Below are 17,820 nucleotides of genomic sequence, written 5' to 3' on the forward strand. Positions count from 1 at the left end.
GCTCACCGGTTCCTCCATCGGGCTTCGAGCATCGCGGTCTGTTCGGGGCTGAGGGGGGACAGCCCGTGGGCGGGCGCGGCAGTGGGCGCGGGCCCGGGGTCCTCGGCGGCGAGGGCGATCAGCGCGCGCTGCCAGCAGTCGGCCAGCGCGCGGGCCGCCTCGCCGTCCAGGGCGCCCGGCGACCAGGTCAGCCGGGTGTCCAGCAGCGGCCCTTCGGGGGTGTCCCGGGTGAGGGCGTTGATCTCCACGGCATGGGCCATGGCGAGCGTGGCGTCGATCGCCCCGCCGAGCACCCCCGCCTCGGGCGCCGGGCTCCACGGTTCTCCCCCGGCGCCGGGTGCCGTACCGAACCGGCCCAGGTAGTTGAAGGCGAGCGCGGGTGCTTCGGCACCGGGGGCGATCGGGCCCTGGTCCGGGGCCGCGTACCGCAGCAGCCCGTAGCCGATGCCGCTGTCGGGCAGCTCGGCCAGGTGGTCCCGGGTGCGGGTCAGGGTGGCGGCCGGCGGTTCGGCGGCCGTGGCCAGCAGGCGTACGGGATAGAGGCTGGTGAACCAGCCGACGGTACGGGACAGGTCGGCGCCGTCCACGATCTGCTGCTCCCGGCCGTGGCCCTCCACATGGGCGGCGAAGTCCACCCGGTCGCGCCCGCTCCACTCGCGGACCGCCCGGGCCAGCGCGGTGAGCAGCAGGTCCTGGACCCGCGCCCCGTGGCGTTCCGCCGACGCGGTGAGCAGGGAGCGGGTGTGCTCGCCGCTCAGGGTCGCGGTCAGGTGGCGGGCGTCGGCGACCGTGCCCAGCTCCGTTCCGGTGCGGGCCACGGGGGCGGGGAGCCGGTCGGGGGCGGCCAGGATCTCCTGCCAGCGCGGTAGTTCGGCGGTACGGCGGGCGGCCGCCCGCTCCAGCGTCAGTGCCCAGGCCCGGAACGAGGTGGTCACCGCGTCCGGCCGGGGCGCGCGCCCTGCGGAGATGTCGCGGGCCGCCTGGGCGAGGTCGTCGAGCAGGATGCGCCAGGAGACGCCGTCCACGGCCAGGTGGTGGATGACCAGGAGCAGCCTGCCGGCCGGGTACTGGCGGGCCCGCACCATGAGCCCTTCGGCCGGGTCGAGCCGGGCGGCGAGCTCGTCCACCTCGCGGGCCAGGGCCTCCGGTCCCGACTGCGGGTCCCACTCCCCCGTGTCCAGCAGCGGTGGCCGCGTCTCACCGGGTTCCGGGATCACCGCTGTCCCGGCCCGCAGGTCGATGCGGGCCCGCAGCATGTCGTGGTGGCGCAGCAGGGCGGTGAGGGTGCGTTCCGTCTCGGTGGGATCGATGCCGGGAGGGAGGGTGAGCAGCATCGACTGGCTGAACCGGCCGGTGGGGCCGGGGCGTTCGGACAGCCAGCGCATGATGGGCGTGAGGGGAGCCGGACCGGAGGCCGGGGCGGCGGCAGGCGCCGCGCCCACGGCCGTACCGGGCTCCCGCTCGGCGGCCAGTGCGGCGAGCGCGCGGACCGACCGCGCTTCGAAGACCTCACGCGGGGTGAGGAGAATCCCGGCGGCGCGGGCCCGGGCCACCAGTTGCATGGAGAGGATGCTGTCCCCGCCGAGCGTGAAGAAGCTGTCCTCGGCTCCCACGGAGGGCAGGGCGAGCAGGTCGGCGAAGAGCGCGGCCAGGGCCTCCTCGACAGGCCCTTCGGGCACCGCCTGCCCGGTGGCGGCGCTGAAGTCGGGCGCGGGCAGAGCGTCGCGGTCGAGCTTTCCGTGTGCGGTCACCGGCAGCGCGGGGACGGTCACGAAGGCGGCGGGCACCATGTGGTCGGGCAGGGCGGCCGCCAACGCCGTGCGCAGGGCGGCGGGGTCGAGGGGCTCGTCGCCCGTACCGTCCGCGGGGGTGACGTAGGCGACGAGCCTCGTCGGTCCGGCCGGGGCGTCCTGGCGGAGGATCACGGCGGCGGAGCGGACCTGGTCGAGCGCCTGGAGCGCGGCGGTGATCTCGCCGGGCTCGACGCGGAAGCCGCGCACCTTGATCTGGTCGTCGGCGCGGCCGTGGTAGCGGAGGGAGCCGTCCGCCGTACGGGAGACGAGGTCGCCGGTGCGGTACATCCGGCTGCCGGGGGCGCCGCCGGGCTCGGCGGTGAAGCGCTCGGCGGTCAGCCCGGGGCGGCCCAGGTAGCCCTGGGCGACGCCGGGTCCGGCGACGTACAACTCCCCCGTGGCGCCGGGCGGGACCGGCCGGAGCAGGGTGTCCAGGACGTGGGTGCGGACGCCGTGGAGCGGGGTGCCGATGGGCGGCTCGGAGCCGGGGCGCAGGGCGGCGCTCATGGTGACGCAGGCGGTGGCCTCGGTGGGGCCGTAGGCGTTGATCATGCGTCGGCCGGGCGCCCAGCGGGCGGTCAGAGGGGCCGGGCACGCCTCGCCGCCGACTATGAGGGTGCGCAGGCAGTCCAGGCCGTCGGGTTCCAGGCCGGTCAGGGCGGTCGGAGGGATGAGGGCGTGGCTGATCCGGCGGCGGGCGATCGTCTCGCCGAGCAACTCGCCTGCCAGCGGCCCGGGTTCGGGGATGACGAGGGTGGCCCCGGTGGCCAGGGCCATCAGCGTCTCCATGACGGACGCGTCGAAGGACGGGGAGGCGAGCTGGAGCACCCGGCTCTCGTCGTCGATACCCAGGCGCTCGGCCTGGGCGGTGGCGAGGGCGGCCAGTCCCCGGTGGGTGGTGACGACGCCCTTGGGGCGGCCGGTGGATCCGGAGGTGAAGGTGAGGTAGGCGGGGTGGTCGGGGGTGACGGGGGTGACGGGGGTGACGGGGGTGACGGGGGCGGACTCCTCGGTGGCAGGGGCGACCTGGACGGGCGCGCCGGTGGCGGACGTGTTGCGGGCAGGCGCTCCGGTGGCCGCGCCCGTCTCCGGCTCTCCGTCCGTGAACAGCGCCCCCGGGTGGCGGTCGGCCAGGGCCCGGTGGGTGAGGATTCCGGCCGGCCGGGCGTCCCGGAGCATGGCGGCGATGCGCTGCCCGGGATAGTCCGGGTCGACGGGCAGGTGGGCGGCGCCGGCCCGCTGGACGGCGAGCTGGGCGACGACCAGGTCGGCGGAGCGGGGCAGGATGACCGCGACCACCTGTCCCGGACGGATGCCGGTGCCGCGCAGCCGTTCGGCCAGGCGCCCGGCGCGCTCGTCCAGTTCGGCGTACGTGAGCGTGCCGCCCGGCGCGTCCACGGCGACGGCGTCGGGCCGCCGGTCCCGCTGCGCGGCGAACAGCTGGTGCCAGGTGCGGGCGGGCGGCGCCTGCGGCCCCTCGCGGTGCGGGGTGAGGGCGGTGCGCTCGGCGGGGGTGAGCGGGTCGAGGTCGGCGACGCGGGTGTCCGGTGCGGCGACGAGCGTCCGCAGCAGGTGCTCGACGCGTGCGGCCAGCTCCCGGGCCCGGTCGGGTGGGACGGCGGCGGGGCGGTGGGCCAGGCGCAGGGTGAGCCGTTCACCGGGGACGACGGCGAACGTGACCGGGTAGTGGGTGGCGTCCCGGCCCCGGATCCCCGCCACTCCGAGCCCAGTCGCGGCGGCGAGGGAGGCGACCGGGTCGGCGGGGTAGCTCTCCAGGGCGGTCAGCGTGTCGAACAGGACACCCTGACCGGCGGCACGTTGGATCGCGGCCAGGCCGAGGTGCTGGTGCGGCAGCAGCGCGGCGTACTCGCCCTGGACGCGCTCCGCGAGCGCGGCGAGCGTCTCCTCGGGCCGCAGGGTGACGCGTACGGGCACGGTGTTGACGTACAGCCCGATCATGTCCGGCGCGTCCGGCACCTCGGCGGGCCGGCCGGCGACGACGGTGCCGAAGACCACGTCACGGCGTCCGGTGTGCGCGCTCAGCACCAGGCCCCACACGGTCTGCGTGAGGCTGCCCAGGGTGAGCTCCCGCTCCCGGGCGAACGCGGCGAGGCGGGCGGTGAGTTCGGGGTCCAGCACCACGACGTGCTCGGCCGGCAGTTCGCTCTCGCCGGGGTCGTCGGGGACCAGGCGGGTGGGTTCGGTGACCCCGTCCAGGGCATTCCGCCACGCCTCGGCGGCGCTCTCCTCGTCCTGGGCGTCGAGCCAGGACGCGTAGTGCGCGTACCGGGGTGCGGCGGCCAGGGGCAGACCCGCGTAGCTGTGCAGGATCTCCCGTACGAGCAGGGGCAGGGACCAGCCGTCCAGGACGAGGTGGTGGCCGGTGAGGACCAGCTCGGTGGCGTCGGAGCGGTGGATCAGGGTGGCGCGGAGCAGCGGAGGGGCGGTCAGGTCGAAGCGGCGGCGCCGTTCTTCGTCGATGCGGCGCAGTGCGCGCCGTTCCTGCTCCCGGGGCTTGCGGCGGCGCAGGTCCAGCTCGTCCACCTCCGGTTCCAGGCCGTCGTGGACGCGTCGGGCCCAACCGTCCTCGCCGGCGGTGAACCCGGTGCGCAAGGGGTCGTGGCGGTCGACGACGGTGCGCAGGGCGCCGCGCAGCCGGTCGGGGTCGAGGGGGTCGGTGAGCCGGACCACGACCTGGACGTGGTAGACGTCCAGGGCCTCGGCTCCGGCGCCCCGCGACCCGTCGTACTGGCCGTCGTGCTGCCCGCCGTACTGGCCGTCGTACTGCGAGAGGAAGAGCAGCCCCTCCTGGAGCGGGGTGAGCCGTCCCGGCCTTCCGCCGTCCGGGGTGCCGTGGGCGGTCTGCTGCCCCGCCGTCGGCTCGGTGGCGCGCTCGGCGACGGCCAGCAGACCGCTGACCGTCCGGCGGCGGAAGACGTCCTGCGGGGTGAAGACGATCCCGGCCTTGCGTGCGGCTCCGACGAGCTGGATGGAGAGGATGCTGTCACCGCCGAGGGCGAAGAAGCTGTCGTCCACGCCGACGTGTTCGGTCCGCAGGAGTTCGGCGAAGAGGGCGGCCAGCCGGCGTTCCTCGTCGGTGGCGGGCTCGGTCCGGGTGTCCGGGGAGGCGAGCCGGGGTGCGGGCAGCGCGGACCGGTCGAGCTTGCCGTTGGCGGTGACCGGGAGGGCGGGCAGCGGGACGAGGGCGGTGGGGATGAGATGGGCGGGCAGCCGGGCGGCGAGGTGCTCGTCCAGTCCGTCCGGCAGCCGCACGTCACCGTACTCGTGCAGTCCGTCCGGCAGCCGCACGTCACCGTACTCGTGCAGCACGGCGGGCAGCCTGGCCTCACCGTGCTCGTCCGGTCCGGCCGGCAGCCGCTCGGCCGTCGGCGTACCGGGGCGCGGCACGACGTAGCCGATGAGGTGCGTCGCCCCCGTGGCCGCGTCCTCGCGGGCGACCACCGCGCTGTGGGCGACCTCCGGGTGGGCGTCCAGCGCGGCCTGGATCTCGCCGGGTTCGACGCGCTGTCCGCGCAGTTTCAGCTGGTCGTCCGCGCGCCCGAGGTGTTCCAGCACCCCGTCGGCCCGCAACCGGGCCAGGTCGCCGGTGCGGTAGAGGCGGCTGCCGGGCGGACCGTACGGGTGGGGGACGAAGCGTTCGGCGGTCAACGCGGCCCGGCCGTGGTAGCCGTGGGCGAGCTGGACGCCGGCGAGGTACAGCTCCCCCGCCGCCCCGGGCGGCGCCGGGCGCAGCCGCTCGTCCAGGACGAGGGTGGCGGTGTTCCACACGGGGGCGCCGATCGGGATGTGTCCGGCGGCGATGTCGTCGCCGGTGACGTGATGGGCGGTGACGTCCACGGCGGCTTCGGTGGGCCCGTACAGGTTGTGGAGTTCGGTGTGGGGGGCCAGGTCCAGCAGTCCGGCCGCCGCAGCGGGGCTCAGGGTCTCGCCGCTGGCGATGACGCGGCGGAGGGTGGCGCAGTCACCGGGTCCGGCGACCGCGGTGAAGGCCGTCAGCATCGAGGGGACGAAGTGCACGGTGGTGATGGAGTGGTGGCGGATCAGCCGGGCGATGGCGGCGGGGTCGCGGTGGTCGTCGGGCCCGGCGGTGACGAGGGTGGCGCCGGCCAGCAGGGGCCAGAACAGCTCCCAGACCGATACGTCGAAGCTCGCCGGCGTCTTGAGCAGGACACGGTCCCGCGCCGAGAGCCGGTAGGTCTCCTGGGCCCACCGCAGCCGGTTGGTGACGGCGCTGTGCGGAACGGAGACGCCCTTGGGGCGGCCGGTGGAGCCGGAGGTGAACAGGATGTACGCGGGGTCGGCGGGCCGGGGGGTGTCGGGCACGGTGGTGAAGCGCGGCACGTCCTCGGAGCGGATGTCGAGCACCGGGAGGCCGTCGGCCGCCCCGTCGGGCAGCGGCCGGGACGCGTCGGTGACCAGCAGCGAGGCGTCCGCGTCCCGGAGCAGTTCGCCGATCCTCGCCGGTGGCAGGGCCGGGTCGAGGGGCAGGTAGGCGGCGCCGGCGCGCTGCACGGCGTGGACGGCCAGGACGAGTTCCGCGCTTCGGGGCAGCGCCACGGCCACGGTGTCGCCGCGTCGCACGTCCCGGTCGGCGAGGAGTCCGGCGATCCGGTCGGTCTCGGTGTCGAACTCGCCGTAGCTCCAGCTGCGCGTCCCGTCGCGCAGCGCCTCGGCCGCCGGGGTGCGGGCGGCCTGCTCGCGCACCAGGTCGGTGAGGGTGCGGGCGGGCAGGGGCACGTCGGGACCGGTCGACGTGGAGAGCACCCACCGCTGTTCCGTGCCGTCGAGGACCGGGATGTGGCTGAGGGGCAGGTCGGGATAGGCGCAGAGCCGGTGCAGCAGAGCGGTCAGCCGGCGGGCGAGGGCTTCGACGGTGGGGCGGTCGAAGAGGGCCGTGCGGTAGTTGAAGGCGGCCCGGAGCCCTTCCGTACCGGACTCTTCGACGACGGCGAGCGTCAGGTCGAACTTGGCGGCCCGGGTCTCGACCAGTTCCACATCGGCGCTGCCCGGGCCGAAGGGGTGGGTGCGCCGGGGGGCGTTCTGGTGGATCAGGGCGACCTGGAAGAGCGGGTGGCGGGAGAGGGAGCGTTCCGGGGCGAGGTCGTCCACCAGCCGTTCGAAGGGCAGGTCGCCGTGGTCGAAGGCGTCCAGGTCGCCGGCGCGGACCCGGGCGAGGAGTTCGGCGAAGGTGGGGTTGCCGGAGGTGTCGGTGCGCAGGACGACGGTGTTGGCGACCAGTCCCGGCAGCTCGGCGAGGGCGTCCTCACCGCGTCCGCTGAGCGTGGTCCCGATCGGCAGGTCGTGGCCGGCTCCGTGGGCGCTGAGCAGGACGGCGAGGGCGGCCTGGAGCGTCATGAAGAGGGTGGCGCCACTGGAGCGGGCGAGCTGGACGGCGGCCCGGTGGGTCGCGGCGGGGAGGGTGAACTCCACCGAGTCGCCCCGCTCGTCGACCGCCGTGGGCCGGGGCCGGTCCAGGGGCAGCGTGATCTCCTCGGGCGCTCCGGCGAGGGCGGTGCGCCAGTAGGCCAGCAGCCCCTTCTCCCGGGCGTCGGTGGCCGCGCGGTGCCAGAGGGTGTAGTCGGCGTACTGGAGCGCGGGTTCGGCCGGCGTCTGCTGTTCCGGGTCGGTCTCGGTGGCGTAGAGCCTGCCGAGATCACGGACGATCGGGCCGGTGGAGCCCTCGTCGAAGGCGATGTGGTGCAGCGTCAGCAGCAGGGCGCGTACGTCACCGGAACCGGAGCCGCCGCCCGGGCCGGTGAGCAGGTGGGCGCGGAGCGGTGGCCGGTCCGCCAGGTCGAACGGCTCGGCCGCCAGCCGCCGGGCCGCGTCCTCGACGCTCTCGCCCTCCACCAGCCGGACGTGGCTCAGCGGTACGGAGGCGGCTTCGGGCAGCACCTGCTGCACCGGGCGGCCCTCGTGCTCGGGGTAGCAGGTGCGCAGGATCTCGTGGCGGTGGGTCAGGGCGGTGAGGGCGCGGCCGAGGGCGTCCTCGTCGACGGGTCCGTGCAGCCTGATCAGCAGCGGGACCGCATAGGTGACGGGTGATCCGCCGAGCCGGTGCAGGAACCACAGCCGGGCCTGCGCGGGTGAGAGCGGCAGCCGTTCGGGGCGGGCGGCGGCACGGGCGAGTGCGGGCGTCCCCTCCCCCGCCGTGCGGGTGAGCCCGGTGAGGCGGGCGGCGAGCCGGGCCACGGTCGGGGCCTCGAAGAGCGTCCGTACGGGAACGTCGAGCCCCAGCTCCGTACGCACCCGCCCGGCGAGGCGGGTGACGAGCAGGGAGTGGCCCCCGAGCGCGAAGAAGTCGTCGTCCACGCCGACGGGGGCGCGGCCCAGCACCTCCCCGTACAGCCCGGCGAGCAGCCGTTCGTGCGGGGTCCGCACGGCCCGGCCACCGGATTCCCCGGTGTCCGTGCCGGGCAGCGGCAGGGCGGCCCGGTCGAGCTTGCCGTTGGCGGTGAGCGGGAGCCGTTCCACGCCGACGAAGGCGGTAGGCACCATGTGGTCCGGCAGGGCGGCGGCGCACGCCTCGCGCAGCGCGGCCGCGTCCGCTCCCCCGGTCGTGTAGGCGACGAGCCCGGGTCCTGCGGGCAGGTCCTCGCGCAGGAGGACGGCGACGGAGCGGGCCCCGCCCCGGGTGCGGAGCACCGCCTCGATCTCGGCGGTCTCGATGCGGAAGCCGCGCAGCGACACCTGGCTGTCGACCCGCCCGAGGTAGTGCAGGGTGCCGTCGGCGGACCAGCGGGCGAGGTCGCCGCTGCGGTACATCCGGGTGCCGGGCGGGCCGTACGGGTCGGCGACGAAGCGTTCGGCGGTCAGCGCGTGCCGCCCCCGGTAGCCCCGGGCGAGCCCGGCCCCGCTGACGTACAGCTCACCGCTCACGCCCGGCGGTACGGGGCGCAGGGCGCGGTCCAGGACGTAGAGGCGCAGGTCGTCGATGGCCCGGCCGACCGGGCTGGTGCCGGGGACGGCCGCCTCGGGGGTGAGGGGGTGGGTGGTGACGTGGACGGTGGTCTCGGTGATGCCGTACATGTTCACCACGCGCGGCGCGCCCGGCAGTTGGAGCCAGGGAGCGAGCCGGGCGGGGTCCAGGGCCTCCCCGCCGAGGACGATCAGCCGCAGTGCGGGGGGTGCGCCGGGTGAGCCGGGGGCGGCGAGGGCTTCGGTGAGCTGGTAGCAGGCGGAGGGTGTCTGGTTGAGGACGGTGACGCCTTCGCGGTGCAGCAGGGCGAGGAAGTCGTCGGGGGCGCGGGTGACGGCGTGCGGGACGACGACCAGGCGGCCGCCGTGGAGCAGGGCGCCCCACATCTCCCAGACGGAGAAGTCGAAGGCGTAGCTGTGGAAGAGGGTCCAGACGTCGTCGGGGCCGAAGGCGTGCTCGGCGGTGGCGTCGAAGAGGCGGGCCAGGTTGCGGCCGGTGACGACGACGCCCTTGGGGCGGCCGGTGGAGCCGGAGGTGTAGATCAGGTAGGCGGCGTGGTCCCGGCTCAGGGGGGCGGTGCGCTCGGCGTCGGTGACGGGGTCCTGCGACGACTGCGGCCAGGTGCTGTCTTCTCCGTCGAGTACGAGGACGGGTGCGGCGGATTCGGCGGATTCGGCGGGGGCACGGTGGGCGGTGGCCGTGTCGGTGAGGACGAGGGCGGGATCGGCGTCCTGGAGGGTCCAGGCGATGCGCTCGTCCGGGTACGCGGGGTCGACGGGGACATAGGCGGCCCCGGTCTTGGCCACCGCGAGCACCGCCTCCACGAGGGTGAGCGAGCGGGGCAGCAGCAGCGCGACGCGCTCCTCGGGTCCGGCACCGCGTGAAATGAGGTTCCGGGCCAGGGAGTTGGTACGGGCGTCGAGCTCGGCGTAGGTCAGGGTGCGGCCCTCGGACGTGACGGCGGGGGCGTCGGGCCTCAGGTGCGCCGCGCGGGCGAACCGGTCGAGGACGGACAGGGTGTCCGGGTGGCCGCCCCGCGGGTTCCAGTCGCGTAGCAGGGTCTCCTCCTCGCCGTCCAGGAGGACCCCGAGGGAGCTGAGCGAGGTGTCCGGGCGGGCAACCGCCCTGGCCAGCAGGGCGACCAGCCGCTCGACGAGCGTGACCACGGTGGCGCGGTCGAACAGGTCGGCGCTGTAGTTGACCGCCCCGTCGATGGCCCCGGTGGTGAGGTGGTCGGTGAAGCCGACGGTGAGGTCGAACTTGGCGGTGGCGGTCTCCCGCAGAGCGAAGCCGGCCTCGACGCCGGGCGCGGTGAAGGGGGGCTCGGTGCGGTTCTGGTAGGTGAGCATCACCTGGAACAGCGGGTTGGCCGCGCCGCGTTCGGGGTTGAGCTCCTCCACCACCCGCTCGAAGGGCAGCTCGGCGTGGTCGAAGGCATCGAGGTCCACGGCCCTCACCCGGCCGAGGAGTTCACGGAAGGACGGGTCCCCGGACAGGTCGGTGCGCAGGACGAGGGTGTTCACGAAGAAGCCGATCAGCTTCTCCGTGTGGCGTTCGCCCCGGCCGGCGGTCGGGACTCCGAGGGGGATGTCGTCGCCGGCGCCGAGCCCGGTGAGCAGGGCGCAGAGCGCGGCCTGCGTGACCATGAACGGGGTCACCCCGGCGTCGGCGGCCAGGGCGCGGAGCTGTGAGGCGACCTCGTCGGGCAGGGTCAAGGGGACGAATCCACCGCGTCCGGTGGGGGTGTCCGGGCGCGGCCGGTCGGTGGGGAGTGCGAGGACGGCCGGGGCGCCCTGGAGCGTACGCCGCCAGAAGTCGAGCCGGTCGTCCAGGTGGCCGCCGTCCAGCAGCTCCCGCTGCCAGCGGGCGTAGTCGGTGTAGCGGACGGGGAGCGGGGGCCACGTCGGCGCCCGGCCGGCCAGGCGCGCCCGGTAGGCGGCGGAGAGATCGGTGAGCAGGGGCTCCACCGACCATTCGTCGGCCGCGATGTGGTGGATGAGCAGGAGCACGGTGGTGCGGTCCGCCTCGGTCAGCACGGTCACGCGGAGCGGGGGTTCGGTCGCCAGGTCGAAGGGTTCGGCGCTGAGGGCGTCGAGGGTCCGCTCCACCTCCTCCGGGCCGTCCGTTGCCCGGATCCGGACCGGCGCGGCGCTCTCCAGGACCTGCTGGACGGGGGCGCCGTCGGCCTCGGGGAACACGGTGCGGAGCACGGCGTGGCGGGCGGCGAGGTCGGTGACGGCGGCGGTCAGCGCGCCGAGGTCGCACGCCCCGGTGAGGGTGAGGACGAAGGGCAGGTGGTAGGTGGTGCCGGGCTGGAGCCGGCTGAGGAACCAGAGCCTGGCCTGTGCGGGCGAGAGCGGCGGAGCGCCCTCGTCGTCGGCGACGCGTTCGAGGGCGGGCAGTCCGGCCGTCGGGGGCGCGGAGCGGGCGGCCAGGGCGGCGACGGTCGGGGTGTCGAAGATCTGCCGGACGGAGAGCGGATGGCCGAGCACCTCGGCCGCTCGCCCCGCGAGCCGGGCGGCGAGCAGGGAGTGGCCGCCCAGGGCGAAGAAGTCGGCGTCCGCGCCGACCTGTCCGGTGGAGAGCAGGTCGGCGAAGAGGGCGGCGAGCAGCTCCTCCCGCTGGCCTGCCGGGGCACGTCCGGTGGTCGGATCGGCGGGCCGGGGTGCGGGCAGGGCGTTGCGGTCCAGCTTTCCGTTGGGGGTGAGCGGGAGGGTGTCGAGCGGCAGGCAGAGCGCCGGGATCAGGTGGCCGGGCAGGACGGTCCGCAGCTCCTCGCGGACCCGGGCGGCCGCGGCCGCCCGCTCCTGCGGGGTGGTGCCGGGGAGCCCGGTGAGGTAGGCGATGAGCCGGGGTGCCGGGTCGGACGGGTCCTGGTGGGCGATCACGGCCGCGTCGGCGACCTCGGGGCGGGTGCGCAGGGCGGCGGCCACTTCCCCGGGTTCGATGCGGTGGCCGCGGATCTTCACCTGATGGTCGGCGCGCCCGACGATCTCCAGGGTGGCGTCGTCCCGGAGGCGGGCGAGGTCGCCGGTGCGGTACATGCGGGATCCGGGCGGCCCGTAGGGGTCGGCGGTGAAGCGTTCGGAGGTCAGCCCGGCCTGGCCGGCGTATCCCTGGGCGAGGCCGTCGCCGGCGAGGTAGAGCTCCCCCACGGTTCCGGCGGGCAGCGGGACGAGGCCCCGGCCGAGCACGTGGGCGCGGGTGTTCCACAGCGGGGTGCCGATGTGCGGGCTGCTCGCCGCCGCCCTGCCGAGTGCGCCCGCCGTGGACCAGATGGTCGTCTCGGTGGGCCCGTAGAGGTTGACCAGCCCTGCCCCGTGCTCCGCGAGCCGGCGGGCGAGGCCGGGGTCGAGGGCTTCACCGCCGACGAGGGTGCGCAGCCCCGTCACGGCGTCCTCGTCGTGGTCCAGGAGGGACCGCCAGAGGGAGGGGGTGGCCTGCATGACGGTGGGGCGGGTGGCGGCGATGAGCGCGGTGAGGAGCGCCGGGTCACGGACCTGTTCGCGGTCGGCGAGGATCACGGTGCCGCCGGTGATCAGCGGCAGGAACAGTTCGAGTACGGCGATGTCGAAGCCGACCGTGGTGACCGCCAGCAGGCGCTCGCGCCCGGTGAACTCCAGGGTGTCGGCCAGGCAGAGCAGGAAGTTGCCGACGGCCCCGGAGGTGACGACGACCCCCTTGGGCCGGCCGGTGGAACCGGAGGTGTAGATGACGTAGGCCGGGGCGAGGGGGTGGGCGGGCCGGGGCGCGAGCGGCGCGGCCGCACCGAGAGCGGCGGCGGTCCCCGGGTCGTCCAGGAGCAGAGCGGTACGCGGCTCGGCGCCGATGGTGCGGGCGGTCTCCCGGTCGGTGACCAGGAGTGCGGGATGCGCGTCCGCGAGCAGCATCCGGATCCGCTCGGCCGGGAAGCCGGGGTCGACCGGCAGATAGGCGGCCCCGGTCCGGGCGACGGCCAGCAGGGCGACGAGAAGGCCGGCGCCCCGGGGCAGGCTGATACCGACGAGGGCGCCCGGTCCGGCACCGCGCTGGGCCAGGAGCCCTGCCAGACGGGCGGCGCGGGCGTCGAGTTCGCCGTAGGTCAGCGGCCCCTCCGCGCTGACGAGGGCGGTGCGGTCGGGGGTACGGGCCGCCTGGGCGGAGCAGAGTTCGGCGAGGGTGGCGGGCGGAGCGGGGTGCGGGACGGCAGCCGCGCCCGCCGTGGCGGATGCGGGCACGGGCGGGATCGTGACGAGGGGGCGGGCCGGGTCGGCGGTGACCTGTTCCAGGACGTGCAGCAGCACCCGGCCGAAGCGGCCGGCGGCGTCGGCGTCCCACAGATCGGTGCGGTATTCGAGCTGCCCGGTGGCCGTGCCGGTGGCCGGGTCCTCGCTGATGGTGCACTGGAGGTCGAACTTGGCCACCCCGGTCGGCACGAGCCGTGGCCGGCCGTTCTGTCCGGGAAGGACGGGCCGGTCGGGGAACTCCTCCCGTACCGCGAACAGCACTTGGAACAGGGGGCTGACTCCGGGCAGCCGGGGCGGGTTGACCTCGGCGACGATGCGGTCCAGCGGGAGCCGCTGGTGGGTGAGGGCGGCGAGGTCGTCGTGCCGGGTCCGCTCCAGCAGCTCCAGGAAGCTGGGGGTGCCGCTGAGGTCGCTGCGCAACGGCAGGGTGTTGATGAGGAAGCCGACGCTGTCGCGGAGCGCCTCGTCGTCCCGGCCGGCGACCGGTGTGCCGATCACCAGGTCGTCGCCGCAGCCGAGTTGGGCCAGGGCGGTGACGAACGCGGCGTGCAGCACCATGAAGGAGGTGGTTCGGGTGGACCGGCCCAGGGCCGTGATCCGCGCGTGGAGCCGGGTGTCGATGGTGAAGTCGTGGGTCCGGGCGGGGCCGCCGGTCCGCTCGGGCCGGGGGCGGGCCCAGGGCAGCTGCAGCTGTTCGGGGGCGCCGCTCAGCCGGGTGCGCCAGTACGCGGTGTCGGCCTGCTCGGTCGCCGCCACCACCTCTCGCTGCCAGAGGGCGAAGTCGGCGTGGTCCACGAGGAGCGCCGGGCGGTCGGGGGGCGTGGAGCCGAGCCGGGCGGCGTAGCAGGCGGCGAGGTCGTCGAGGAGCGGGGGCAGGGACCACTCGTCCGCCGCGATGTGGTGCAGGACGAGCAACAGCGTCTGCCGGGCGGGCTCCTGCTCCCCGTCCTCCGGTACGACGGTGAACAAGGCGGCACGGAGGGGCGTTTCGCGTTCGATGGCGAATGGCTCCGCCGCGAACATGGCCAGACGTCCCGTCAGATCTTGCGCCGAGGTGTCCCGTTCGGACAGCCCGGGCGCGGCGGATGCGGCGTCCAGGATGTGCTGCCGGGGCTCTCCCCCCTCGGCGGGGAAGACCGTGCGCAGGATCTCGTGGCGGGCGGCGAGGTCGGCGAGCGCGAGGCGCAGGGCGGCCGGGTCGAGCCGCCCGGTCAGGTCCAGGGCCAGCGGAATGTTGTAGGAGCCGTCCTCGCCGTCGCTCCGGCCGAGGAACCACAGGCGTCGCTGTCCGGCGGAGAGCGGCTGGTCGTGGGTGCGGGCCCGCCGGACCAGCGGGGGTACGGCCGCGGTCTCCCGGGAGGCCTGGGCGTCCGCCAGGACGGGGGCGAGCCGGGCAGGGGTCGGGTGGTCGAACACGGCGCGTACCGGCAGTTGCACGGCGGTGCGGGTGCGGAGCGCGGTGACCAGCCGGGCGGCGGAGAGGGAGTGGCCGCCCAGGCGGAAGAAGTCGTCGTCGGGTGACACGTCGGGCAGCGCGAGCACCTGGGCGAACAGGTCGCAGAGCAACGCCTCGTCGCCGGGCCGGGGGGCGCGTCCCGCTGCGGTGCCTGCGCCCGCCCGGACGGTGGGGAGGGCGGCACGGTCGGTCTTGCCGTTCGCGGTGCGCGGCAGCCGGGGCAGGGCGACGAAGTGGCCGGGGACCAGGTGCTCGGGGAGTGTGGCGGCCAGGGCCGCGCGCAACGGGTCGGCCCAGCGAGGGTCGGGGGCGGTGTCGGTTCCGACGGCGGAAGGGTCGGGGGCGGTGTCGGCTCCGACGGCGGACGGGCTGACGGCGGTGTCGGCTCGGGCAGCGGAAGGGCCGGCGGCGGTCTCCGTGGACAGGACGCAGTACGCCACCAGGGCCGGCTCTCCGCCCGGGCCGGGCGTGGCCGTGACCGCCGCCTCGGTCACCGAGGGGTGGGACAGGAGGGCGGCCTCGATCTCACCCGGCTCGACCCGGTGGCCGCGGATCTTGACCTGGTGGTCGGCGCGGCCGAGCACCTCCAGGGTGCCGTCCTCCCGGAGGCGGGCGAGGTCACCGGTGCGGTACATGCGGCTGCCGGGCGGCCCGTAGGGGTCGGCGACGAAGCGTTCGGCGGTGAGCCCGGTGCGGCCGAGGTAGCCGTCGGCGACCCCGTCGCCGGCGAGGTGGAGCTCACCGGTCGTTCCGGCCGGGGCGGGGGCCAGAGTGCGGTCCAGGACGTAGGCGCGGGTGCGCCGGACCGGCCTGCCGACGTGCGGCGCGGTGGCGGTGGCGGTGGCGGTGGCGGTGGCGGTGGCGGTGGCGGTGGCGGTGGCGGTGGCGGTGGCGGTGGCGGTGGCGGTGGCGGTGGCGGTGGCGGTGGCGGTGGCGGTGGTGAGGGTGGCGGCGGTGGACCAGACGGTGGTCTCGGTCGGGCCGTAGAGGTTGACGAGTCCCGCCGCGTGCCGGGTGAGGGTGCGGGCCAGGTCGGCGGGGAGCGGCTCTCCGCCGCTGAGCGCCCGCAGGCCGCCGAGCGCGTCGGGCGCGGCGTCGGCGAGGACCCGCCAGAGCGAGGGCGTGGCCTGCATGACGGTGGGCTCGGCCGCCCTGACCAGCTCGGCGAGTGCGAAGGGGTCACGTACCGCCTCCTCGTCCGCGAGCACGACCGTCGCCCCGCTGAGGAGGGGGACGAAGAGCTCCAGCGTCGCGATGTCGAAGGAGACGGTGGTGACGGCCAGCAGGCGGTCCTCGCCGGTCAGGCCGAGCAGCCGGCCCATGGCGGCGAGCAGGTTGGCCAGGGCACGCCGGGGAACCACGACCCCCTTGGGACGGCCGGTGGACCCGGAGGTGTGGATCACGTACGCGGGGTCGCCCGGGTGGGCGGGCGGCGCGGGCACGGGCCGTTCCGGCGGCCGCGCGGCGAGTGCGGTACCGCCTGCGTCCACCGTGAGTACGGGCGGCGCGGCGCCGCCGTCCGGCGTGCGGTCCGTCACCAGCAGCAGGGGGCGGGTGTCGTCGAGCATGTACCGCAGCCGGTCCGCCGGGTAGCGGGGGTCCAGCGGTACGTACGCGGCACCGGCCGCCGCCACGGCCAGCAGGGTGACCACCAGGGCTTCGCTCCGCGGCAGCGCGACGGCGACCAGAGTGCCCCGGCCCGCCCCTCGGGCCCGTAGCTCGCCGCTCAACCGGTCCACTCGATCGGCGAGTTGGGCGTACGTGAGGCTCTTCCCGCCGCAGCGGAGCGCGACCGCCTCCGGGGTGCGCCGCACCTGTTCCGCGAACCCCTCGGCGAGGTCGGGGGCGGGGGCGTCGTCGTCGGCCGGGGTGGTGGACTCCGCGAGGAGGCGGTGGCGTTCGGTGTCGTCCACGAGGGCGAGGCGGCCCACCGGGGTGTCGGGGGCACAGCGGGAGAGGCGGTCGAGCAGCCCGGCGAAGCGGTGGAGGTGGGCGGCCGGCTCCTTCTCCCCGTACACCTCGGGGTTGGCGTCGATGGTGAGGCCGAGGCCGGTAAGGCCGTCCTCGCCGCCCTGCCCGCTCACGGTGACCGTCAGGTCCTCCACGGCTCCGGCGGCCAGCGAGTGGACCGACCCCGCGCAGTCTCCGAAGGCGATCTCGGTGGTGAAGGGCTTGATGTTCAGCTGCGGTCCGACCAGGCGCTTGCCGTCACCGAACAGGCCGAGTTCCCGGCGCAGTTGCTCGCCCCGGTAGCGCTGATGGCGGCGCTGGCGGCGCAGCGTCCTCACCACGCGGCGCAGGAGGTCGCCGACGGGCTCCCGCTCGTCGACGGCGATCCTGAGGGGCACGACGTTGACGGCGGTGGTGGGGATTCTGGCGAGCGCGCTGCCGGTGCGGTTGCTGACGGGCAGCCCGATCACGGCTTCGCCCGCCCCGGTGAGCCGGGTGAGGTAGAGGGCCCAGGCGGCGGTGACGGCTTCCGGCCAGGTGGCGCGGGCCTGCGCGGCGAAGGCGGTGAGCCGTTCGGCGTCGGCGGCACGGAGGGTGAGTCCGGTGCGCAGGGCCCGGTGCGCGGGGCGGGTGGGTTCCGCGCGGGCGGGGGTCGCGGGGTGCGGGCGGTCGGCGAGCAGGTCGCGCCAGAACTCTCCGTCCACCGCGTGCTGTTCGGAGTCCCCGTACCGCTGGTCCTCGGCGATCGCGTCCCGGATCGAGCCGAACGCGGCGTCGGGCGGCGTGGTGCCCGCGGTCAGGTGGCCGTAGAGCTCGGCGACGCGCTCGGCGAAGCGGGCGTAGCCGTAGGCGTCCAGGAGGATGTGGTGGCAGCGGTGGTACCAGAGCCACTGTCCGTCCCCGGTGCGCAGCAGGGCGTGGAGTTGGAGCCGGCCGTCCTCCAGGTCGACGGGCAGGGAGAGGTCGTGGGCCATCCAGGCGTGCGCCGCACCCCGCGGATCGGTGGCTTCGCGGAAGTCCAGCAGGTCGGGCCGGACGGGCGCCACCGCGCCGGTCTCCTGCCGGACTGTGTCCCCGTCGGCGGCGAAGCGGACGGAGAGGCCATCGGCCTCACCGGTGGCCCGGGTCACCGCCGTCGCGAACGCCTGCTCGTCCAGCTCCCCGGTGAGCTCGACGTACTCCGCGGTGAGATACGCGGGGTTCGCCGGGTCGAGTCGCTGCGCGGACCAGAGCCCGAGCTGGGCCTCGGTCAGCGGCAGGCGTTCGCGGTCGGTGGTCATGCTCAGTCTCCCGGCGGGAAGTCTCACCGGACTCCGGTGAGGCGGACAGGGGCGTGGGCGGGGCGTGCGAAGGCGGGGCGTACGGAACCGGCGCATGCGGAAGCAGGGCATGCCGGACGGGCACGCCTACGGTCCCGTCGGCGCGGCGGCAGGACGGAGGAGGGATGGTGGCGGC

The 17,820-nt window shown here is 75.7% G+C and carries 1 protein-coding gene; it reads right to left on the minus strand.

Translation table 11 applies throughout. From position 1 onward, the window contains the following. Positions 1 to 2: 2 nt before the first annotated feature. The gene (locus tag R2B67_RS01225; RefSeq protein WP_317815952.1) at positions 3 to 17,645 is read right to left on the minus strand and encodes a non-ribosomal peptide synthetase; all 17,643 of its coding nucleotides are present in this window, start codon (positions 17,643 to 17,645) and stop codon (positions 3 to 5) included. Positions 17,646 to 17,820 lie beyond the last annotated feature (175 nt).

It is taken from the genome of Streptomyces cyaneofuscatus (assembly GCF_033109485.1).
In the GTDB taxonomy this organism is placed as follows: Bacteria; Actinomycetota; Actinomycetes; order Streptomycetales; family Streptomycetaceae; genus Streptomyces; species Streptomyces cyaneofuscatus.